The 23,010-nt window shown below is 71.3% G+C and carries 10 protein-coding genes; all 10 read right to left on the bottom strand.

The genetic code is table 11. From position 1 onward, the window contains the following. Nucleotides 1-232: 232 nt before the first annotated feature. Nucleotides 233-7,318 carry a ThuA domain-containing protein gene (locus EBO36_RS01540; RefSeq protein WP_122823071.1) on the bottom strand — a complete coding sequence of 2,362 codons (7,086 nt, stop codon included), beginning with the start codon at nt 7,316-7,318 and terminating at the stop codon, nt 233-235. A gap of 91 nt (nt 7,319-7,409) precedes the next feature. Further along, nucleotides 7,410-8,267, bottom strand: a complete 858-nt coding sequence (locus tag EBO36_RS01535; protein WP_122823070.1) for a sugar phosphate isomerase/epimerase family protein — start codon at nt 8,265-8,267, stop codon at nt 7,410-7,412. A gap of 111 nt (nt 8,268-8,378) precedes the next feature. Next, complete coding sequence (locus tag EBO36_RS01530) at nt 8,379-9,623, bottom strand: substrate-binding domain-containing protein (RefSeq protein ID WP_122823069.1); 1,245 nt, start codon at nt 9,621-9,623, stop codon at nt 8,379-8,381. Between the two features lie 73 nt (nt 9,624-9,696). Continuing rightward, nucleotides 9,697-10,740 (bottom strand): ABC transporter permease, encoded by a 1,044-nt coding sequence (locus tag EBO36_RS01525; RefSeq protein ID WP_122823068.1) that lies wholly within the window; start codon nt 10,738-10,740, stop codon nt 9,697-9,699. Beyond that, nucleotides 10,737-11,825, bottom strand: coding sequence for an ABC transporter permease (locus EBO36_RS01520; protein WP_122823067.1), 1,089 nt, complete (start codon nt 11,823-11,825; stop codon nt 10,737-10,739). The genes EBO36_RS01525 and EBO36_RS01520 overlap by 4 nt, the downstream gene beginning before the upstream one ends. Beyond that, nucleotides 11,822-13,297, bottom strand: a complete 1,476-nt coding sequence (locus EBO36_RS01515) for a sugar ABC transporter ATP-binding protein (RefSeq protein ID WP_206515622.1) — start codon at nt 13,295-13,297, stop codon at nt 11,822-11,824. The genes EBO36_RS01520 and EBO36_RS01515 overlap by 4 nt, the downstream gene beginning before the upstream one ends. Nucleotides 13,298-13,838: 541 nt before the next feature. Then, nucleotides 13,839-19,478, bottom strand: a complete 5,640-nt coding sequence (locus EBO36_RS15415; RefSeq protein ID WP_222928747.1) for a ThuA domain-containing protein — start codon at nt 19,476-19,478, stop codon at nt 13,839-13,841. 227 nt (nt 19,479-19,705) lie between these two features. After that, nucleotides 19,706-20,710, bottom strand: a complete 1,005-nt coding sequence (locus EBO36_RS01495) for a sugar phosphate isomerase/epimerase family protein (RefSeq protein WP_122823065.1) — start codon at nt 20,708-20,710, stop codon at nt 19,706-19,708. Between the two features lie 3 nt (nt 20,711-20,713). Next, nucleotides 20,714-21,892, bottom strand: coding sequence for a Gfo/Idh/MocA family protein (locus EBO36_RS01490; RefSeq protein WP_122823064.1), 1,179 nt, complete (start codon nt 21,890-21,892; stop codon nt 20,714-20,716). Nucleotides 21,893-21,905: 13 nt separating this feature from the next. Continuing rightward, a complete protein-coding gene (locus EBO36_RS01485; RefSeq protein WP_122823063.1) occupies nt 21,906-22,961 on the bottom strand; it encodes a substrate-binding domain-containing protein in 1,056 nt (351 codons plus the stop codon). Between the last annotated feature and the right edge of the window lie 49 nt (nt 22,962-23,010).

Below are 23,010 nucleotides of genomic sequence, written 5' to 3'. Positions count from 1 at the left end.
AAGCCCCCTTGTGGCGCCAGTCAATGACCTTCTGTCAAATGGACGCTACAAGTACCCCGGGTCGGATATTCCACGCGCCACCCGGGCCGACGGTCGCGGACGGGACCGGGCAGGCGGCGCCTCTGTGCGGCTCCCCGGACGACATGAGGGGCGGTGGCCCGGCTGCTCGCCGGACCACCGCCCCTCACCCACTCACGCGCTCACGCGCTCACGCGCTCACGCGCTCACGCGCTCACGAGCACGAGTGCGCCGCGTACGGCACGTCGATCACCTCGGTCACCACCTCGCCGTCGATCGTCGCCGAGACGGTCACCGACAACTCCCCGGCCGGCACCTGCGCCAGCCGGGTGGTGAAGGCGTGGAGCGCGCTGGCCCCCGCGCCCACCGAGGCCGACGAACGCGTCCCGTACGCCGAGGAGATCTCCGCCGACACCGGCACGCCCTCGCCGTTGGTCACCCGGGCGGTGAGGACCGTCCGGCCCACCACGCACCGAGCGCTGGTCTCCACCGAGACGTCCAGCGGCTCCGGGTCGGGGTCGGGCTCGCCGGCCGGCTGGCCGGTGAGGTACTCGAAGCCCTCGGCGGCGAACTCCTCGCCCACCGGGGACTGGTCGTACTCGAGCACGTAGTACGCGATCGGCGCGTGCTCCTGCGCCGCGGCGAGGATCTCCTGCAGCGGCACCTCACCCTCGCCGAGCTTGGTGAAGACCGGGCGACCTGCGCCACCGACGTTCGTGGCGTCCTTGATGTGCAGGAGCTCGATCCGGTCCCCGTACTCCTCGATGAGCGCCGGGACGTCGATGCCCGCGTGCGCGGCCCACGCGACGTCCAGCTGGAAGGTCACCCACTCGGGGTTGGTCTCCTCGACGAGGATCTCCCACGCCGACATGACCTCACCCTCGTGCTCGTAGGTGGTCCGGAACTCACCGTCGTGGTTGTGGCCGAAGAACTTCTCGAACCCGGCCTCCACCGACCGCTCGCCGAGGCGGTTCATCGCCGCCGCCGTCGCGAGGGTGTTCTCGTAGGAGCCGATGCCCGGGGAGGCGAACCCGCCCGAGCCGACGTACTCCTGACCGAGGGTCTCCACGAACGCGAGCGTCTCGTCGAAGGTCGCCTCGTTGGTGTTGTAGTGCGAGGACGGGACCCGCAGACCGAGTCGGTCCGTCATCGCCCGGAATGACTCCGCCGTGTACCCGGAGAAGTTCCCACCGTACGGCTCGATGTTCTCGAACCCGATGCTCGCCAGGCGTGCGAGCACGTCGGGCAGACCCGCCTCCCGCACCCACGGGATGAGCGAGAACATCTGGATCGAGACCTTCTCGACCGGGACGAGGACCGGCTCCGCCGGGCCGTCGTCGGCGACCGCGAACTCGATCTCCTGGACCTCGCTGACGTTGCCCGCCACGTCCGTCGCGCGGAACGCCACGGTGTGCTCGCCCGGCTCGGACACCGAGACCGCACCGTCGTAGGGCATCCAGTCTCCGCCGTCGAGCGAGTACTCGACGGTGTCGACGCCGGAGCCCTCGTCGTCGGCCGCGTCCAGGACGAGGCGGGCCGGCGCGTCGTACGCCGCGAAGTCGGCGCACGCGACCGGCAGCCCCGGTGCCTGGGACTCGTGGATCATCACCGACAGCGGCTGCTGACGGGCGACCCAGGGAGCCGCGCCGGCACCGACGGCGGTGCCCTGCTGGTTGGCGACGAGGCCCCCACGGGGGTCCTCGTCCGAGGACACCCAGATCTCGTTCGGCGGCGCCGCCGGCCCCGCCGGGTCGTGCTTGTAGTGACCGCCGTGGCTGCTGCACGCCCCGTCGTGGAGGTGCGCGGGGAACTCCTGCCCCGCACGCAAGCCGGTCGCCCGCACCGAGACGCTCGTGCCCGTCGCGGTCTTCTCCAGCGTCGCCGTCCCCTCGACCACGAGGCCCGTGCCGGCGCCGCCGTGCTCGATGGGTCCGAACTCACCGGTCGAGGTCCCGAGCACGTTGCCCGACACCGTCGGGGCGTCCACGTCGACGTCGTCCTCCACGAGGCGGAAGTAGTCGAACGCGACCGTGACCGGCTCGGTCTGCTCCGGGCCGATCGCCACGAGGCCGAAGGACGTGAGGTCACCGGCGTGCGTGACCGCACCGACCGAGGTCCAGCTCTCGCCGTCCTCGCTCACCCAGCCCTCGTAGTCGTCACCCGTCCGGCTCAGCCGCAGGTGCCAGTAGTCCCCCTCGGGCGCACCGTCGAGGTCGACCGCGACGTTGCCGCCGGCACCGAAGGCGCCGCCGACCTCGGAGACGAGCTCGGCGCCGAGGCTGAGCGCCGCCCCCGGTGCGTTGCGGGCGACGACGTCGAGCTTGACGTACTCGTCGTCGCTGCCGTAGGCGAGCAGGCCGGCGTACTGCCACCGGTGCACGAAGGGAGCGTGGAACCGCGTCTCGACGGTCCAGTCGCCCTCGGGCGCCGTCTGCAGGATGAAGTTCTCCGGCGAGATCGGGTTGTCGTTATTGATGTCCCCGAGCGCAGTGCGGATGCGCAGCTCCCCGTCCGCGACCGAGACGTTCTCGGCCGTGTACCGCACCGTGCGGTCCCAGCGGCACCCGTCCAGGGCGTCGCCGTCGAACTCGTCGCTCGGCTCACGCTCGCCGTCGTCGTCGGAGTCCGGGGTGACGCGGAAGTGGTTCACCACGGCGACGGCGTCCGGCTCCCCGGTGTCCCCGGCGGCGACGACGCCCATGGTGGCCTCGGGGTCGAGGACCGCCGATCCGCTCAGCGCGGTGAACGTCACGCCGTCGAACGAGTACGCCGCCGTGACGGCCGACCCGTCGCTGCTCAGCCGCAGGTGGACGGAGGCCGACGCGTCGGTCGGGAGCGTGACGTTGGGCGCGTGCTGGGTCCGCGACCCGCCGGCCTCGGTCCAGAACTCGAGGAAACGGCTGCCGTTCTCGTGCTTGGTGAACGTCAGCTTGGTGTAGTCGTCGTCGCTGGAGTGCAGCATGAGGCCGCTGTACTGCCAGTGACGCTCGTGCTCGACGGAGACCTGGGTGTCGACCTGCCACGCGCCGGACGGCACGGGCTGCCCGACGAAGCTGATCGGCCCCGTGTTGGCGCCGTCGATGTCGGCACCGGTGACCGGCAGCTGCAGGGCACCGTCGGCGAGCGTGACCGGCGAGCCCTCGGCGGAGCGGACCGTCGGCCAGCGCTGGGCGTCGAGCTCCTCGCCGTCGAACTCGTCGCTGAGCGTCGTGGTGCACACCGGCCCCGGGTCGGGATCGGGGTCCGGGTCGGGGTCGGCTCCGGGGTCGTCGTCGAAGACGAAGTCGGTGAACTCGACCGTGCTCCGCGCCGAGGCGTGGTGGGCGGTGACGAACAGGCCGATGTCCTGCACGGACGCCGCCCCGGGCAGCGTCACGGGCTCACCGATCTGGGTGAAGTCCTCGCCGTTCGTGCTCCAGAAGGCGGTGTACTCGTCGCCGTCCCGCACGATGCGCGTCCACGCCGGGTAGGTCGTGGCGCCCGCCGCGGTCGACGCGTTGAGCTGGCCGGAGGTGTTGGTCGACCTCAGCCACTCGAACCCACCGCTCGGACGGATGCCGAGGGCTGCGTAGCCCGGGGACGCTCCCGGTGCGGTGATGTCGTTGCGGACGATGAGGCCGGCCTTGGCGCTGCCGTGGGTGTTGGTCTGGCTGTTGACCTTGACCGTGGCCGACCAGTTCTCGTCGGCACCCGCGGGCAGGTACAGGGAGCTGTACTGGTCGGTCGCGTTCCACATGTTCGCGCCGCCGGAGGTGATGACGAAGGACCCGTCCTCACCCCGTGAGAACTCGCCGCCGGCGTTGGTGAACTGGCTGAAGCCGCCGAGCGGGTCACCGACCGTGACGGGCACGATCCGCGACGTGGTCGAGGCGCCGTTGTCGTTGGTCGCGACGGCGGTCAGCTGGAACACCGACTCCTCCGTCGCCTCCCACGTGACGCTGTAGGGTGCCTCGTCGTCGACGCCGATGGACTCGCCGTCGACGAAGAACTCGACCTCGACGATCTCGTTCTCCGCGTCCGTTGCCTCGGCGGTCACGGTGATCTCACCCGGCTCGAGGGTCTGGTCCGCCGTCGGTGCGGTGATGGCCACGCGCGGTGTCGTCGTGGGCGAGACCCCCTTGCCCTCGGCCTCGATGAAGTTGAGCCTGCGCTCGCCCGCACCGGGGAAGGTGACGTACAGGGTGAAGGACTCCCCCGGGTCGACGACGTCGACGGCCACGTCGGTGTACTGCGCGAGGCCGCCGGTCGAGGGGATCTCGGCGGTGCCGAGGAGCTCGCCGTCGACGGCGTCGCGCCGCAGCTCGATCACCCCGCCCGTCGCGGACGCGACGCGCAGGTGCAGCCGGTCGATGTTGAGGAGGTTGACCGGGTCGTAGGAGGCCCACGCGCCGTCCTGCCCGCTGATCGAGGTGCCGTGGCCCTCGATGTCGCGGGACGCGGCCGCCGTCACGCCGGTGGAGTCGGTGAAGAACTCCGCCTCGCGGACCTTGCCGAACAGCAGCGAGGTGTCCTGCCCGGTGAGGCTGGGCACCCCCTCGCTGCCGGAGTCCGTGTACCGGGCGTCGAGCACGTAGAAGACGTTCATGTCGTCGCTGTGCCCCCCGCCCAGGCTGGTCTGGACGGACCCGGTGCGGCCGGAGAGCGGCTCGGCCGGGTGCGAGTGCGCGTCGTGGCCGAGAGCGACCTGGACGATGATGTCCTCGTCCGCGATCTCCTCCTCGGCGTCCGTCGCCTCGATCTCCCACGAGAGCACGTCTCCGAAGTCGAAGAACGCGCCGGTCGGCGGGAGGACGAAGCTCAGCTCCGGGCGGGTGTTCCCCACGGTGACGGGCACGCTCGTCGTGCCGGTCTTGCCGTGCGGGTCGGTGACGGTCAGCCGGGCGTCGTACACGCCGTTCTCGGTGTACGTCGTCGTGGGGCGGACCTCGGTGGAGTCGGTCTCGCCGTCACCGTCGAAGTCCCACGCGTAGGTGAGCTCCTCGCCCTCGGGGTCGGTGCTCCCAGAGCCGTCGAAGGTGACCTCGAGCGGGGCCTGGCCGCTGTCCGGGGTGGCCGTGGCCACCGCGGACGGGGAGCGCGAGCCGGAGACGTAGTCGATGCGGTGCAGCCCGGACTCGGGGTTGTGCCGGCCGAAGCCGCCGCCCCAGTCGAGGACGTACATCGAGCCGTCGGGGCCGAACTTCGCCTCGATCGGTGCCATGAACGGCTCCGAGGGGAGGAAGGGGTTGACCTTCTCCAGCCCCTGCCCGTCCTCGCTGAGGATGAGGGAGTACATCTTGTTGCGGGCCCACTCGAAGAAGAACGGCTGGCCGTCGAAGGCCGGCGGGAACTTCGTGTCGGACTCGAGGCTCTCGTCGAAGTGGTAGAACGGGCCACCCATCGGCGCCAGGCCGCCCCCCTGGGGGATGGCGCCGTGGGAGCTGCGCCGGTAGCCGTACCACATGTCGGGGGCGACGGCGGCGGGCAGCTCGGTCAGGCCCGTGTTGCGGATGGAGTCGTTGACCGGGTTCGCGCAGTCGAAGTAGTCCCCCACGGTGACCGGGTTGGTCCGGTAGTCGACGTCGCGGAAGGGCTCGTTGTTGCCCATGCACAGCGGCCAGCCGTAGAAGCCGGGCTCGGTGATGAGCATCCACTCGGCGATTCCCGCGGGGCCGCGGGTGGCCGGGTTGTCGTTGCTGTTGTCCGGCGAGTAGTCGGCCAGGCTGATGTGGCCGGTCTCCTCGTCGATGGCGAACTGGAACGGGTTGCGGAAGCCCATGGCGTAGATCTCGGGCAGCGTCTTGTCCGCGGTGTCCGCCGCCTCGTCGAACATGTTGCCCTCGGGGATCGTGTACGTGCTCCCCTCGCCGGGCTCCGCGTCCGCCGGGATGTCGTCGATCGGGTCGATCCGCAGCAGCTTCCCGCGCAGGTCGTTGCTGTTCGCCGACGTCGCGCGGGCGTCGTGGAACGTGCCGTCCCGCTCGGAGAGCGGGGCGTAGCCGCCGGACGGCTCCGAGTGCGGGTTCACGTCGTCGCCCACGCCGAGGTAGAGGACGCCCTCGGAGTCGATCTCGACGACGCCACCGGTGTGCCCCGGCTCGTCGGGCAGGCGCCGCGCCGGCACCTCGAGCAGGACGCGCTCGGTGTCCGGCTCGATGATGCCGGTCTCGTGGTCCATGGTGAACCGCGACAGGTGGCTGAAGAAGTTCGCCGGGTCGGTGTCGTCCTCGCTCGCCGGCGAGTAGTAGAGGTACAGGTGCCCGTTCTCGGTGAAGTCGGGGTCGAGGGCGATGCCGAGCAGGCCGTCCTCGCCGCCGGAGTAGACGTCGAGCTCGAGCGCGGTCGTCGTCGTGCGCGACGCGGGGTCGTAGACGCGGACCTGACCGCGCACCAGCTCGGTGAAGAAGACGCGGCCGTCGTCGGCCACGTCCATGCCGAAGGGCGCGGAGGTGTTCTGGTCGAGGGCCACCCGCTCGTACTGGCCCCAGACCGTGCCGCCGCAGTCGCCGTCGACCAGGCCCGCGGCCCACTGCACGCCGCCGACGATGTGCTGGACGAGGTCCGGCTCGTCGGTGAAGTGGGAGCCGAAGTGGCCCATGCCGGTCATCCAGGAGCGGCCGCCGTCGTAGGGCTTGCACCAGGAGATCGGGTGGTCGTAGCCCATGGCGTTGCCGCCGGGCGCGTAGGTCGTCTCGTCCATCGTGGCGAGCACGTGCGCCTGGCCGCGGACGTTCGCGGAGTAGTTGTACCACTCGTCGGCGCGCTCCCACCGTTGCGGGAGGTGCTCGGTGGAGGGGTGGTGCTGGTCCTCCACCCGGACGGTGCCCGGCAGGCCCGGGTCGGTGCCGGTGGCGGCGTGACCGGGCATGAGCGCCCCGATCATGGTGTCCCACCAGGCGTAGTTGCCGCGCATGTCGGTGGCGTTGTGGATGGCGACGATGCCGCCGCCGGCCTGCTGGTAGCGCTCGAGCGCCGCCTTCTGCTCGGCGTTCCACGGGTCGCCCGACGCCTGGAACATCACCAGGGCGTCGAACTCCGCCAGGTCCTCGTCGTTGAAGATCGTCGAGTCCTCCGTGTGCACGGAGTCGATGCCCGCGTCCTCGAAGGCGTCGATGAGCACCGGCGTGCCCTCGGCGATCGCGTCCTCGTGCCGGTACTGGGTGGTCTTCGTGAAGATGAGGACGCGGGGTGCGTCGTCCTCGGCCGGTGGGGGCGCCGTCTGCGCGGCCGCGGGTATCGCGGTCAGCAGGGACAGGGCCAGCACGCCGGCGAACGCCGACGTCAGTGTCCGCCTCGCCCCCCGTCTGAACTCGGGTGTCATGTCGTGTCCTTCCACATGGAGTCGATCCGGTGCCGGCGGCGACCAGGCGCCACCGGCGAGTTCCAGCCGCCGACAGGCGACCCCCCGCGCGTCAGCTGCTGGGCATCAGCTCCTTGAGGTGGGCGAGGCCGTCGACGGCGATCGCGTCCTGGGTGACGGCGAGCGGCCGCCAGATCGACGCCGCGGTCGCGATGGTCGCGTTCTCGGCGGTGAAGGACTCGATGCACAGCGGGCCCACGTAACCGGCGTCGTCGAGCGCCGCAAGGATCTGCGCCCAGGGCAGGTGGTCGGCCCCGGGCGCGCCGCGGTCGTTCGCGCAGACCTGGACGTGGGCGATGCGGGCGCCGGCGCGCCGGATCGCCGCCGGCACATCCGTCTCCTCGATGTTCATGTGGTAGACGTCGAGCAGCAGGCCGACGTCCGGCAGCGGCGCCAGGGCCTCGAGCGCCTGGTCGACGGTGTTGAGGAGCGAGGTCTCGTAGCGGTTGAGCGGCTCGACGGCGAGCGTCACGCCCGCGGCCCGGCCGTGCTCGGCGACGGGCGCCAGGTGCTCGGCGAGTTCGCCGTAGCAGCGGCGGCGCTCGCCCGGGTCCATCCGCCAGGTCCGGCCGACGGAGGCGTACGCCGGCCCGGCGATCACCGGGGACCCGACCGTGCGGGCGGCGTCGATGACGCCGCGGAGGTAGTCCTGGGTCCTGCGGACGGTGGCGGCATCGGTGGCGACGAGCTCGCTGCCCGCACCCATGACGAGCGTGACCGTGGCCCCGAGCCCGAGGTCGCCCAGCAGCGCCGCGGCGGCGACCGGGTCCCAGTCGCCGAGGTTCTCGACCGGCAGCTCCACGAGGTCGAAGCCCCAGTCCTTGATCGTGGGGGCGAGCCGGCGCAGCGAGTCGTCGGTGAGCGGGGAGGTCCACACCCAGGTGTTCACGCCGATCTGGCGAGACGTCATCGTCCGTCCACTTCATCGTCGGTGCCGGGCGTCGGGGCTCGGCGCGGGGTGTGCGGGGCGCGTGCCGGGACCGGCCGGCACGCGCCCCCCACGGCGTGCTGACGTCGGGCGCTAGCGGCCCTGCCAGGCGTCCGGGAACCCGGGCAGGTCCTCGCCGCCGAACTTGGCGTAGTGCAACGACGGCATGTCGACGTTGCGCTCGAGGTAGTCGGCCAGGTCGTCCTCGGTGATGGGCGCCTGGGGCAGGACCCACTCCGCGGGCACCTCCTCGCCGTTCCAGATCATCTGGGCGGCCAGGACGGGCGTGCGCCACTGGAAGTTCGAGTAGCTGAGGCCGATTGCCGTCATGCCCGTGTCCTCCCACTTGCGCAGGAAGCTCAGCTCGTCCTCCCCGACGAAGACCGGGTAGTCCGCGCCCGCGTCCTCGAAGGCCTCGACGGCGGCGACGGCGCCGTCACCGGCGTCCATCCAGATGCCATCGACGTCCCCGCGCTGCAGGTACTGGGTGACGATGTCCTTGATCTGGGCGCCGTCCCCACCGGTGAACTCCACGCCGACGACCTCGAGGTCGCTCTGCGAGAAGATGTCGTTCGCGGCGCCCCAGCGGTGCTCGAGGACGTCCACGCCGGGCAGGATCCGCAGCGCCAGCACCGTCGAGCCCGGCTCGAGGTTCTCCACGAGGAACTCCGCGCCGCTCGCGCCGTAGGCGTACCCCCCGATGGGGTGGATGAAGGTGACGGCGCAGTCGGTGTTGACCCCGCGGTCGAAGACGATGACCGGCACGCCGCTCTCGCAGGCCGCCTCGACGGCGGGCGTGAGGGTCGCCGTCGTCGACGGCGAGATGATGAGGGCGCCGCAGTCGCCGTCGGAGATGAAGGACTCGATGTCGGAGATCTGCTTGTTGTCGTCGTCGCCGGCGTCCGCGACGCGGAACTCGCCGATGACCCCCTCGGCCTGGAGGACCTCCACCTGCTGCTGCATGGTGGTCCAGCCCGTGACGCGCCACGGGTTGGAGATCGAGGCGTTGGAGAAGCACAGCGTCTGCGGCCCCTCCGCGGCGAACTCGGCGGTGTCGGCCATCTCGATGGGTTCGATCATCTGCAGCCAGGGCGTCTCGGGGTCCCCCTCCGGGGTCATGTCCCGCTGGGCGAGCTCGGTCTCGTAGTCGGCGCGGACGAAGAACTCCCCTTCCTCGGTGCCGCCCTCGGCGGCGGTGGCGGCGTCGGTGCCGCTCTCCGTGGTGGGCGCGGCGGTGGTGGTGGGGTCCTCGGTGTCCGTCGGTGCGTCGGTCGTGCAGGCGGTCAGGGCGAGCCCGAGACCGAGGATGCCGGCGGTCACGCGGAGCTTTCGCTGCATCAATACCCTCCTTGGTAGCGATGAGAAGTCGGGACGTGCGTGAGTGCGGGACGGGCGTTGCTCGAGGGTCAGCTCATGCGACTCCCACGGGCTCGGGCTCGGCGGGCGTCTGCGGGGCGGTCCGCCCTCGTCGGGTGCGCCACCGGTCCGCCGCGAAGGCGACGGCGGCGATGATGATGACGCCCTGGATCGTCGGGTTGAGCGTCGAGGGCATGTCGAGCTGGACGAGGAGGCGCTCGAGGAGCTGGTAGGTCAACGCGCCCGCCATCGCCCCGACGACCCACCCGCGCCCGCCGCCGAGGAGGACCCCGCCGAGCACGACGGCGGTGATGGCGGTGAACTCCATGCCCTGGCCGACCTGGGCGGTGACCCCGGCGAAGCCGCCGACGAGGATGCCGGCGACGGTGGCGAAGAGGGAGGAGAGCACGAACGCCCCGGTCCGGACGAGCCAGACCCGGCCCCCGGCGAAGGTGGCAGCGGTGTCGTTGTCACCGGTCGCCATGAGCACCCGCCCGTAGGAGGAGCGCATGACGAGGATCCCGACGACGGCGAGGGCGATCATGATGAGCAGCGCGTAGGGCAGCTGACGCAGGACGGGCATGTCGATACCCAGGCGCCCCCACTGGCGGAAGCCCTCGGAGAGGGCGCCCGTGGGCGACCCCCCGGTCCACATCCGGATCGCGCCGTAGAGCACGAGCATCGTGCCGAGCGTGGTGATGAACGACGGCACCCGCAGGAGGGTGGTGATGAGGCCGTTGACGAGCCCCACGAGCAGCCCGAAGCCCACCATGAGGGCGATGACGGGCCACGTGCGGTCCTCCTCGCCGTTGATGAGCCGCGCCGCGATGACCACCTGCGCGCCGACGAGACTGCCGACCGAGAGGTCGAACTCGCCCGCCACGATGACGAAGTACTGGCCGATCGCGAGGATGACGAGCGGCGCGGCGTTGCGCAGGAACGCCATGAGGGACGGCGGCTCGTAGAACCCGGGGTTGAGCACGGCCATGACGGCGACGAGCACCGCCAGCACGACGAGCACCGGCCCGCTGCCGTTCTGCTTGAGCTGCGCGAGGAAGGACGGCGGCCCGCCCGGTGCCGCGCCGGTGCGGGTGCTCATGAGCGGCCTCCCTCGGTCGCGGGCGGTGGTTCCGCGGCGCTCGGTGAGGTCGTGTCCCGGAACCGCACCCGGGCCTTCTTCGGGTCGATCTGCCGCCGGGCGTACAGGGCGACGGCGGCGATGATGATGACGCCCCGCAGGACGTCCCGGAAGAACGGGTTGATCTGCAGCTGGTTGAAGAGGCTGTCGAGGACGCCGAGGATGAGGACCGCGGCGATCGTGCCGCCGATGCCGCCGCGTCCGCCGAGGAGCAGCGTCCCGCCGAGGACGACGGCGGCGATGGAGTCGAGGTCGTAGCCCGCCCCGTAGATCTGCGCCCCGACGCCGGTGCTGAACCGGGCCGCGAGGAGCAGGCCGGCGAGGCCGGCCATCGTCGAGCACATGACGTGCGCGAGGATGAGCGTGCGGTCGGTGCGGATGCCGGACAGGCGCGCGACGTCGATGTTGCCGCCGACGGCGAACATGCTGTGCCCCAGCCGGGTGCGGTGGAGCATGAGGGCGCCGGCCGCGGCGATGACGAGCATGATGATCGCGGAGACCGGCAGCACGCCGATGCGCGTGTAGCCGAAGCCCTGGAACGCCGAGGGCACCGACCCGGACGGGCCGGGGTACCGGGTGTCGAGGAAGCCCTTGATGATGAGGCCCGACCCGAGCGTGGTGATGAAGGCGTGGACGCCGAGCTTGGTCGTGACGATCCCGTTGAACAGCCCGACGGCGGCCGCGATCCCGAGCGCCGCGGCGACGCCGAGGAGGATGCGCGACGGCTCCCCGTCCATGACGACGGCGGCGACCAGGCTGCTCAGGGCCGCCACGTAACCGACCGAGAGGTCGAGGGACCGGCACAGGATCACGAGCGTCTGCCCGATCGCGATGAAGCCGAGGAGGCTGGAACGCGTGAGGATGTCGACGATCGAGCCGGCGCTGAGGAGGTTCTCGCCCCGGGAGGCCAGCAGGATGCCGGCGACGACGAGCAGCACGAGCAGCGCCACGGAGATGAGCGGGACCGACCGCAGCGGGTTCCGGCGGGGCGCGCGCGGGGTCGCGCGCCCGGCGGACGCCGGGGCCACCGTCGACGTCGTGCTCATGCGATCTCCTCCACCGACTCGTGCCGGGTGGCCAACGCCATGACGGCCTCCTCGTCGCAGCCTCCGGGCAGCTCGCCGCTGATCTCGCCGTCGTGCAGGACGATGATCCGGTCAGCCATCCCGATGACCTCCGGCAGCTCGGAGGAGATGAGGACGATGGCGACGCCCTGGGCCGCGAGGTCCCGCATGAGCTCGTAGACCGCGCGCTTCGCGCCGACGTCGATGCCGCGGGTGGGCTCGTCCATGACGATGACGGCCGGGTCGGTGACGAGCCACTTCGCCAGGACGACCTTCTGCTGGTTGCCGCCGGAGAGGAAGCGCACCTCGTGGCTGCCGCTGCGCGCGGCGAGCTCGAGCGAGGAGAGGATCTCCGGGATGCGCCGCGCCGCCTGGTTCGCGCGTCGAGGCACGACGGCGTCGAGGACGAGGCGGGCGTTCGCCATGACCGACTGGTTGAGGGCGAGCCCCTCGGCCTTGCGGTCCTCGGTGACGAGCGCGAGGCCGCAGCGCACCGCCTGCCGCGGTGAGCGCGGGTCGATGCGCGTGCCGTCGAGGTGGATCTCGCCGGTGCGGAACCGCTCGACGCCGAAGAGCGCGTGCGCGATCTCGGACCGCCCGCTGCCCTGGAGCCCGGCGAGCGCGACGATCTCCCCCGCCCGGACGTCGAAGCTGATGTCGCGGACCATGAGGTTGCCGGCCCCCCGGACGGAGAGCCGGACGTCACCGGTGCGGGTGCCCTCCCGGGGCTGAGGGAACAGGGCGCTGATCGACCGGCCGACCATCTTCCGCACGAGCTCGTCGGAGGTGATGCTCGCGGCGTCGACCGTGTCGACGAGGCTGCCGTCCTTGAGGATGGTGATGCGGTCGCACAGGTGGAAGATCTCCTTGAGCCGGTGCGAGACGTACAGCACGGCGACGCCGCGTTCCTGGAGACGGCGCACAAGGCGGTAGAGCAGCTCGACCTCGTGGTCGGCGAGCGCCGCGGTGGGCTCGTCCATCGAGATGATCCGGGCGTCGAATGACATCGCCTTGACGATCTCGACGACCTGCTGCTCGGCGACCGAGAGGGCCCGCACCTTGACGTCCGGAGCGATGGTCTCGATGCCGAGGTCGTCGAGGAGAGCGGCGGTGTCGCGCACCATGCGTGCGCCGTCGACCAGGGCGAACCTGCGCGGCTCGCGGCCGAGGTAGACGTTCTCGGCGACCGTCCGCTCGGGCAGGAGGTTGAACTCCTGGAACACCGTGGTCACCCCGGCGGCCTGCGCCTCGAGGGGGTGGGTGAAGCTCACGGCCCGGCCGTCGAGCTCGATGGAGCCCCCGTCGGCGGGGTGCACCCCGGCGAGGATCTTCATGAGCGTCGACTTGCCCGCCCCGTTCTCTCCGACGACGGCGTGCACCTCCCCGGCGCGCACCTCCATGTCGATCCCGTTGAGGACCTGCACCCCGAAGAACGACTTGGTGATCCCCCGCATCCGCAGCAGCGGGGGCGGCGTGGTCACCGCGGGCCTCCGGCCCCGGTGGCGGCCGACGGCCGCACCGTCACGGCGCCGGCCGCTCCGCACGCTCGCCGCCCGAGGGCCGGTCCTGGTTGACGTGCCACGAGACATCTCCTTCGACAACGTGACGCGGGCCGGTGGACCTGCGGTTCACCGTCTCTGCTGGTTCTACGAAGCCGCGGCGCCCAGCGAGGTGGGAAGGGCACCTCGACCGCCCGGGCGCCCGTGATGAGGGCTGGCGAGCAGTCGCGATCCCGGCAGGACAGTGGCTTCCGCCACCTGGCGCAGCGCTGCCCCAGGCCGGTGATGATGTATGTGACGAAGGTAACAGTCGGGCAGTGAGCGCCGTCAAGGAATGCGCGCGTCCTGCCTGCGTTCGCGACTCTTGGCTACTTTCGGCGACTGGCTACTTCCGGCGACTGGCTACTTCCGGCGACGCGCACGCCGCCAGGTGCCCCGGCGCACAAGGGCCCCCGGTCCGGCCGGAGCCGGACCAGGGGCCCTCGTGCGTGCAGGGTCAGCTGCCGAGCGTCGCCCGACGCATCCGCAGCGCGACCGCGCCGGCCACCGCGAGGAGCAGCGCGCCCCCGAGGAGGCTCAGCTCCACACCGGTGTTGGGCAGCCCACCGGGGCGACCCGGACGCGGGGAGTCCCCGCCGCCACCGGCGCCGCCACCGTCACCGTCGGCCCCGGGTGCCCCCGGGTGACCGGGCGCCCCGGGCTGACCCGGCGCGCCAGGCTGGCCCGGCGCGCCAGGCTCCCCCGGCTCACCGGGCTGACCCGGCTCACCGGGCTGACCGGGCTGACCCGGCTGACCGGGCTCACCCGGCTGACCGGGCTGACCGGGCTCGCCGGGCTCGCCGGGCTCGCCGGGCTGACCGGGCTCACCGAGCTCGGCGATGCGGACGTTGCGGAACGCCACCTCGTCGTCCGCGCCGTGGTTCTGCAGCCCGATGAAGCTCTCGCTGAGATCACGGTCGGGGTCGGTCGAGGTGAACTCGTTGACGAGCACACCGTTGAGGTAGACCCGGATCATCGGGTCGTCCACGACGATCTCGTAGGCGTTCCACTCTCCCGGCGGGTTGAGGGCCTCGTCACGCGCGTCCAGGTCGGCGCTCTGGAACGTGTAGATCGCACCCGTGGTGCGGTCGTCCTCGTCCGTCGCGTCGATCTGGATCTCGTAGCCCTCCTCGACGGCCACCCACGGGTCGTCACCCGGGTGCGGGAACCCGACGAAGACACCGGAGTTGTCGTCCCCACTCATCTTCCAGTCCAGCCGCAGGCTGTAGGACTCGAACTCCTCCGGGTACCACATGAGGCCCATCCCACCCACGGAGAGGGCGGAGCAGTCCTCCTGCAGCTCGAAGCTGCCCGGACCGGCCATGCTCCACTCGTCCAGGCTCGCCTGGGTCCCGTCGAACAGCGCCGTGTAGCCGTCCTCCACGTCGACCGGCTCGCAGGTCGGCGGCTCGGGCTCGCCGGCCGGCAGGCCGGTGAGGTACTCGAACCCGGTCCTGGCGAACTCCTCACCCTCCGGTGCCACGTCGTACTCCATGACGTAGTACGCGATGTCAGCGTGCTCCTGCGCCGCGGCGAGGATCTCCTGCAGCGGCACGTCCCCCTCACCGAGGTTGGTGAAGGTCGGGCCGCCCGCACCACCGAGGTTCGTGGCGTCCTTGATGTGGAGCAGCTCGATCCGGTCCCCATACTCCTCGAGCAGTGCCGGGACGTCGACGCCGCCGTGCGTCGCCCACGCCACGTCGACCTGGAAGGTCACCCACTCGGGGTTGGTCTCCGCGACGAGGATCTCCCACGCCGACATGACCTCACCCTCGTGCTCGTAGGTGGTGGTGAACTCCGTGGCGTGGTTGTGGCCGAAGAACTTCTCGAACCCGGCCTCGACCGCGGCCTCGCCGAGACGGTTCATCGCCGCCGCGGTCGCGAGGGTGTTCTCGTACGTCGAGATGCCCGGAGCCGCGAACCCGCCCGAGCCCACATACTCCTGGCCCAGGGTGCCCACGAACTCCAGCGTCTCGTCGAACGTCGCCTCGTCGGTGTTGTAGTGCGAGGAGGGGATCCGCAGGCCGAGGTCGTCGGCCAGGGCCCGGAACTCCTCCGCGGTGTACCCGGAGAACGTCCCGCCGAACGGCTCGATGTTCTCGAAGCCGATCTCGGCCAGCCGCTCCATGACCGCGGCCACCCCCTCCTCCTGCACCCACGGGATCAGGCTGTACATCCCGATGGAGACCTTCTCCACGGGGACGGTGACCGGCTCCCCGGGTCCGCCCGGGTCCTCACCCACGAGGTGGAAGTAGTCGAAGGCGAGCGTGGTCGGCGCGGTCTGCTGAGCACCGAGCGCGAAGAGACCCGGGGCGGCGTCCCCGACAGCGGCGTTCGCCACCGCGCTGGGCAGGTCCATCCACTCCTCGCCGTCGTACGAGAAGGCACCGGTGAAGGTGTTCCCGTCCCGGGTGAGGCGCAGGTGGTAGGCCCCACCCTCGGGCAGGACGAGGTCGTTGAGGTCCTGCTGCGGGTCCTGGATGACCCCGCCGACCTCGCTGCGCAGCTCCACGCGGAACGCGTCGGCTCCCGCCGACACCGCGTCGAGCTTGACGTAGTTGTCCGCGTCGCCGTAGACGATGAGGCCACCCTGCTGGTACATGCTCGGCAGCCCGCCGGAGAACGACGTCTCGACCGTCCACTCGTCGCCCGTCTCCTGCGCGGAGCGCAGGATGTTCGGGACGACGGAGTTGTCGGTGCCGTAGATGTCGTTGTTCGTCGTCGTGAGGCGCACGGCGCCGTCGCTGACCTCGAGCAGGTCGGCGTTGCGGTCGATGACCTCCCAGCGGCACGGGTCGAGCTCGGTGCCGTCGAACTCGTCACTGACGGTGATGTCGGCGTCGGGGTCCTCGCACACCGGGTCGGGATCGGGGTCCGGGCCGGGCTGGGATGCTCCCGGGCCGTGGAACTGGATCTCGTCGATGTCGAAGAGCGCCGTGCCGGCGCCCGCCGCACCGTTGACGAACACGAAGTACACCGGCTCCGGGCCCCCGACGGGGGTCACCGCGACGGTCTCCGTGTCGGCCCATGTCTCCCAGCCGCCGGTGGAGCCCACCGGGACGGTCGCCATGAGCGGGCCGTCGACGGCGCCCTTGCGCACCTCGACGGTGCCACCCGCTCCGGCGGAGCTGTACCGGAAGGAGATCTCGTCGATGCCCGTGAGGTCCATCGGCTCGAAGGCGATCCAGTCACCGTTGTGGATGTCGCCCACCTGCTTGCCGCCGCGGGAGCCGACCTTGGTGAAGACGTTGACGCCCTCGGAGTCGGTATAGAACTCCGCCTGCTGGTGACGCAGCCGGAGCACCGCCTCGTCGCTCCCGCTGAGGGCCGGCAGGCCCTCGGCGCCGAGGTCGGTGTACGACGCGTTGATGACACCGAAGATGTTCGCGTCCAGGCCGTGACCGTTGTCCGCGGGAGTCGTGATGACCCCCTCGCAGCCGGTCGCGCGGGACAACGGGTGACCGTGGTCGTCGTGGCCGAGGACGTACTCCACCCGGACCCGGGAGCAGTCGATCTCCCCGTCCTCGGCGTCGGTGACGGTGACCCGGAAGGGCACCGTGTCACCGAAGTCGAAGATCCCTCCGTTGCGCGGGATCTCGAGGGTGACCTCGGGCGCGGTGTTGCCGACGATGATGTTCACCGTCGCGGTCCCGGTCCGCACGTCCTCGCCCTCCCCGGCGCTCACCGTGAGGCGGGCGGTGTACTGCCCGTTCTCCGTGTAGGTGAAGCTGGCGGTCGGCTCGGTGGAGTCGATCGTGCCGTCGTTGGTGAAGTCCCAGGCGTAGCTCAGCGGCTCACCGTCGGGGTCCACGGAGCCCGTGGCGTCGAACTCGACCGTGAGCGGCCCCTGGCCGTTGGTGGCCGAGGTGACGATGCTCGGCACCGGGTTGCGGTTGCCGGCGACGTAGTCGACGCGGTAGACCGCCGAGTCGGGCGCCCCGGTGAAGAACCCGCCGCTGCCGTAGTCGAGGATGTAGAGCGACCCGTCCGGGCCGAACTCCAGCGCCATCGGGTTCGAGGGCGCCAGCCAGTCCAGCGACGGGATGATGTCGACCAGGCCCCCGTCGTCGTCGATGACGAACTCGCGGATCCAGTCGCGGCCCCACTCGTAATTGAGCGTCTTGCCGTCCCAGTACTCGGGCCACTTCGTGTCCGACTCGAGCTCCGGGTCGTAGCGGTAGGTGGGCCCGCCCATGGGCGCCTCGCTCCCGGTGCCGAGCTCCGGCACCGAGCCGCCGTCGTAGGGCAGCCACGCCGGCACGACCGGGGGCAGCTGCTCCAGGCCCGTGTTGTTCGGGCTCTCGTTGACCGGGTTGGCGCAGTCGAACGGCGCGCCCGAGACGCCCGGGGTGCCGGCCGGAGCACCACGCGCCGGGAAGGTGTAGTCGATGTAGGCGTCGTTGTCGCCGTGGCAGTAGGGCCAGCCGTAGTTGCCCGGCTCCTTGATGAGGTTGAACTCGACCTGCCCGCCCGGCCCGCGCGCGGGGTTCGGCGCACCGGCGTCGGGACCGTAGTCACCGAGGTGCACCCAGCCGGTCTCCTTGTCCACCGCGAACCGGAAGGGGTTGCGGAAGCCCATGGCGTAGATCTCCGGCCGGGTGAGCGCCGTGCCGGGCGCGAAGAGGTTGCCCTCGGGGATGGCGTAGGTGCCGTCCTCGTTGACCGAGATGCGGAGCAGCTTGCCCCGCAGGTCGTTGGTGTTGGCCGCAGAACGCTGGGCGTCCCAGGCGGGGTTGCGGCCCTCGCGCTCGTCGATGGGGCTGTAACCGTCCGAGGCGAACGGGTTGGTGTCGTCGCCCGTGGACAGCCACAGGTTGCCCTCGGCGTCGAAGTCGATCTCACCACCGGCGTGGCAGCAGGTGCCGCGGTCGGCCTCGACCTGGAGGATCCTCTGCTCGGAGGCGAGGTCGAGCGTGCCCTCCTCGGTGAGCTTGAACCGGGAGAGCTGGTTGTAGCCGTCGAAGGGGGCGAAGTCCGCGGCCGTGCCCCACTCCGGGGCGTCACCCGGGGGCGTGTTCAGCGGCGGGGCGTAATAGGCGTACACCCACCGGTTCTCGGCGAAGTTCGCGTCGACGGCGATGCCCTGGAGGCCGTCCTCGTCGTGGTTGTAGACGGGGATGGTGCCCGCGACGCCGCTCTCGGCGTCGGCGGTCGTGTAGAACAGCCGGCCGTCGCGCGCGGAGTGGAGGACGTCGCCGTTGGGCAGGACGGCCAGGGCCATCGGCTCGCCGACGTTCTCCTCGCCGATGACGAGGGTGACCTTCTCGAAGGAGTCGGCGACCGTGGCGGCGCAGTCCGCGTCCACCACGCCGGCGGCCGTCTGGATGCCCCCGAGGATGTGCTCGAGGAAGGCCGGCTCGGCGAACGAGGCGTCGGTGTGGCCGCCGCCGGTGTACCAGGAACGACCACCGTCGAAGTTCTGGCACCAGGCGATGGGGTGGTCGGTGCCCATGGCGTGGGTGCCGACGTCGTAGCTCGTCTCGTCGAGGCTGGCGAGGACGTGGACGTCCCCGCGCGGGCTGTCCTGGTAGGTGTACCACTCGTCGGTGCGGTCCCACTCGAAGGGCAGGTGCGCCGTCGAGGGGTGGACCCGGTCGGCGACGTCGACCGTCGCGGCGGGCGTGCCCGGCGGGTGCGACTCGAAGTAGGCGCCCACGAGCTCGCCGTACCACTCCCAGTCGTACTCGGTGTCGCTCGCGGCGTGGATGCCCGCGTAGCCACCACCGCCCTGGACGTACTGCTCGAACGCCGCCTGCTGCGTCTCGTTGAGCACATCGCCCGTGGTGGACAGCCAGATGACCACCTCGTACTGCTCGAGGTTCTCGGGCGTGAAGGCGCCGGCATCCTCGGTGGCGGTGACGGTGAACCCGTTCTCCTCACCGAGGGCGTCGATCGCGGCGATGCCGGCGGGGATGGAGGAGTGCCGGAAGCCGGCGGTCTTGCTGAAGACGAGGGCGTCGAAGCTCCCGTCGCCGGGCTCGTCCGGGTCGGGGACCTGGACCGCCGGCCGTAGCGTCGCGGGCTGGATCGGGGTGGCGGCCTGGGCTGCGCCCATCGCCATCGGGACGAGGAGCGTCCCGGTCAGTGCGGCGGCCATCACGGTCACCGGGCGTCGAGTTGGTGCGGGTCGTCGTGCCACGAAGATCTCCTTTGATTCGTGAACAAGGTGGAGCACCGGTTGGTTCTCTCGTTCTCCTCTCTCGGTGCGGCGGCCGGTGGGTGCCGGCCGCGGGATGGGCGGGTGGGGAAGTCAGCGGTACCCCGTGACGGTCACCGGGCCGGAGCGCCGGCGACCGTCACGGGGCGGGGGTCACTGTGCGGTGGTCACCGGCTGGCGAACGCGGCGTCGAAGGCCGCCGACGGCGGGTCGAACGCCAGCGAGCGCACGAACTCCAGGGCCTGGGGCGCCCCGACGAGGCGGTCCATGCCGGCGTCCTCCCACTCGATGGAGATGGGGCCCTCGTAGCCGATGGTGTTGAGCATCCGGAAGGAGTCCTCCCACGGGACGTCGCCGTGCCCGGTGGAGACGAAGTCCCAGCCGCGGCGGGGGTCGGCCCACGGCAGGTGCGAGCCCATCCGGCCGTTGCGGCCGTTGCCCACCCGGCGCTTCGCGTCCTTGCAGTCCACGTGGTAGATCCGGTCCTTGAAGTCCCACATGAACCCCACGGGGTCGAGGTCCTGCCACACGAAGTGCGACGGGTCCCAGTTGAGGCCGAAGGCCTCCCGGTGCCCGATCGCCTCGAGGGTGCGCACGGTGGTCCAGTAGTCGTAGGCGATCTCGCTGGGGTGCACCTCGTGGGCGAACCGCACGCCCACCTCGTCGAAGACGTCGAGGATGGGGTTCCACCGGTCGGCGAAGTCCCGGTACCCGGCCTCGACGAGCTCCTCCGAGACCGGCGGGAACATCGCGACGTACTTCCAGATGGCCGACCCGGTGAAACCGACGACGGTCTTCACCCCGAGCCGCGCGGCCGTGCGGGCCGTCAGCTTCATCTCCTCGGCCGCGCGCTGGCGCACGCCCTCGGCGTCGCCATCGCCCCACACCCGGTCGGAGAGCATCGCGTGATGCCGCTCGTCGATCGGGTCGTCGCAGACCGCCTGCCCCTTGAGGTGGTTGGAGATGGCGTGGACCTGGAGCCCGTACCGCTCGAGCAGGTCGAGCTTGCCCTGGATGTAGGCGTCGTCCTCGGCGCCCCGCCAGGGGTCGAGGTGGTCGCCCCAGCAGGCGATCTCCAGGCCGTCGTAGCCCCACCCGGAGGCGAGGCGGGCCACCTCCTCGAGCGGCAGGTCGGCCCACTGGCCGGTGAACAGGGTGACGGGTCGTGCCATCTGTCAGTCTCCCAACGGGGTGTACGTGCTGTGGTTGGCCGCCGAACGCTCGACGGCGTCGAGGACGCGCTGGACGGCCAGGCCGTCGTCGAACGAGGGCTCGGGCTGGGTGCCGTCGGCGATCGCCGTGACGAGGTCGACGACCTGGTGGGTGAACCCGTGCTCGTAGCCCAGCCCGTGACCGGCGGGCCACCAGTGCTCGATGTACGGGTGGTCCGGCTCCGTGACGAGGATCCGCCGGAACCCGGCGGTGCGGGACTCCTCCGTCGCGTCGAAGAGGTGGAGGACGTTCATCTCCTCGAAGTCGAAGGCCAGCGACCCGAGCGAACCGGAGATCTCGATCCGCATGGCGTTCTTGCGGCCCCACGCCACGCGGGAGGCCTCGAAGACGGCCGGGGCGCCGCCGGTGAGGCGGCCGAAGAACACCGCGGCGTCGTCGACAGTCACGGGGCCACGCTCGGTGCCCCCGCTGCCGTGCAGGCCGGAGAAGCTCTCCGCGACCGGGCGCTCGTTGACGAACGTGTCGAGCGTCCCGCTGACCCCGGTGACCGTCTCGCCGGTGATGAAGTGGGTGAGGTCGACGATGTGGGCGCCGATGTCGCCGAGCGCCCCCGACCCCGCCTTCTCCTTGTCGAGCCGCCAGGACAGCGGGGCCTCGGCGTCGGCCAGCCAGTCCTGCAGGTACTGGGCGCGCACCTGCCGGACCTCCCCGATCCGGCCCTCCGCCACGAGCTCGCGGGCGAGCCGGACGGCGGGGACCCGACGGTAGGTGAAGCCGACCATCGCGCGCACGCGGGCGGCCGCGGCGGCCCGGGCCGCCGCGGCCATCGACTCGGCCTCGGCCAACGTGTTGGCCATCGGCTTCTCGACGAGGACGTGCTTACCGGCCGCCAGCGCTGCGATGGCGATCTCCGCGTGGGTGTCCCCCGGCGTGCAGATGTCGACGAGGTCGATGTCGTCCCGGGCGACCACCTCCCGCCAGTCGGTCGCGGCCTCGGCCCACCCCAGTCGGTGGGCCGCCTCGGTGACGCTCGCGCTGCTCCGCCCGACGAGCACGGCCGTCTCAGGCCGGCGTGCCAGGTCGAAGAAGCGCGGCGCGGTGTGCCACGCCTGGGAGTGGGCCCGCCCCATGAAGGCGTACCCGATCATCGCCACGCGCAGCGGCGCGTTCGTGCCAGTCATCGTGCTCCCCGGCTCAGGACTCGAAGGCGTGCGGGAGGTACTGCTCGACGTTGTCGGCGGTGACCACGGGGGCGAACAGCTGGATGGTGCGGGGCACCTCGACCTCGACGAGGTCGCTCATCGCGTTGCCCTGGGCGAGCAGGCGGGCGATGCGGATACCGTCGGCCGCCTGGGTGGCCGGGTAGACGACCGTCGCCTGGACGACGGACTCGCCGGACTCGATCTCGCGCATCATGTTCGCCGAGCCGGCGCCGCCGACGAGGATGAACTCGTCGCGGCCGGCGTTGTCGATGGCCGACAGGACGCCGACGCCCTGGTCGTCGTCGTGGTTCCAGATGGCATGGATCTCGGGCGCGGCCTGGAGGAGGTTGGCCGTGGCCGACTCCCCGCCCTGGACGGTGAAGTCGGCGGCGACGCGGTTGTCGACGTCGAGGCCGCACTCGGACAGCGCGTCCGCGAAGCCCTGGCTGCGGTCCTGCGTGAGGGGCAGGTTGTCGATGCCGGCGATCTCGGCGACGACGGCGTCGGGCTGGTCGCCGAGCTGCTCGCAGATGAACTCGCCGGCGCTGACGCCCATGCCGTAGTTGTCACCGAGGATGGTGACGCGGGCGGCGTTGGGGTCGGAGAACTCGCGGTCGACGTTGATGACGGGTATCCCCGCCTCCATGGCCTCGAGGGCCACGCCGGTGAGCGCCGCGCCGTCGAAGGGAACGACGACGATGGCGTCGACGCCGTCGTTGATGAACGTCTCCATCTGGCTGATCTGGAGGTTGACGTCGTTGGTGCCCTCGGCGACGAGGAGCTCGACGTCGCCGTACTCGGCGGCCTCGTCCACCGCCTGCGTGGTCATCGCGCCCATCCAGCCGTGGTCGGCGGCGGGGGCGGAGAACCCGATGGTGACGGTCTCCCCCTCCTCGTCGTTCCCGCCCGCGGCGGGGGCGGCGCTCTGCATGTCGCTGTCCGTCGCCACCTCCTCCGGGGTGTTGCCGGTGCAGGCGGCCAGGGTGAGGGCGGCGACGCTGATGCCGGCGGCGACGGTGAACCGGCGACGCATGGTGCTCGCGGTCATGGGTGTTCCTCCTTGAACGGGGTGGGGGGTGCGGCGGTGGTGCGGGTGG

It is taken from the genome of Georgenia faecalis, from assembly GCF_003710105.1.
GTDB classification, from domain to species: Bacteria; Actinomycetota; Actinomycetes; order Actinomycetales; family Actinomycetaceae; genus Georgenia_A; species Georgenia_A faecalis.
The sequence above is the reverse complement of the archived record's forward strand: the minus strand, read 5'-3'. Positions and strand labels throughout refer to the sequence as shown.

Excerpts from the sequence above, each read along its gene's own strand:
- EBO36_RS01520 (WP_122823067.1), bottom strand. The coding sequence starts at position 11,825 with ATGAGCACGACGTCGACGGTGGCCCCGGCGTCCGCCGGGCGCGCGACC.
- EBO36_RS01535 (WP_122823070.1), bottom strand. The coding sequence starts at position 8,267 with ATGACGTCTCGCCAGATCGGCGTGAACACCTGGGTGTGGACCTCCCCG.
- EBO36_RS15415 (WP_222928747.1), bottom strand. The coding sequence starts at position 19,478 with ATGGCCGCCGCACTGACCGGGACGCTCCTCGTCCCGATGGCGATGGGC.
- EBO36_RS01495 (WP_122823065.1), bottom strand. The coding sequence starts at position 20,710 with ATGGCACGACCCGTCACCCTGTTCACCGGCCAGTGGGCCGACCTGCCG.
- EBO36_RS01540 (WP_122823071.1), bottom strand. The coding sequence starts at position 7,318 with ATGACACCCGAGTTCAGACGGGGGGCGAGGCGGACACTGACGTCGGCG.
- EBO36_RS01490 (WP_122823064.1), bottom strand. The coding sequence starts at position 21,892 with ATGACTGGCACGAACGCGCCGCTGCGCGTGGCGATGATCGGGTACGCC.
- EBO36_RS01515 (WP_206515622.1), bottom strand. The coding sequence starts at position 13,297 with ATGCGGGGGATCACCAAGTCGTTCTTCGGGGTGCAGGTCCTCAACGGG.
- EBO36_RS01525 (WP_122823068.1), bottom strand. The coding sequence starts at position 10,740 with ATGAGCACCCGCACCGGCGCGGCACCGGGCGGGCCGCCGTCCTTCCTC.
- EBO36_RS01485 (WP_122823063.1), bottom strand. The coding sequence starts at position 22,961 with ATGACCGCGAGCACCATGCGTCGCCGGTTCACCGTCGCCGCCGGCATC.
- EBO36_RS01530 (WP_122823069.1), bottom strand. The coding sequence starts at position 9,623 with ATGCAGCGAAAGCTCCGCGTGACCGCCGGCATCCTCGGTCTCGGGCTC.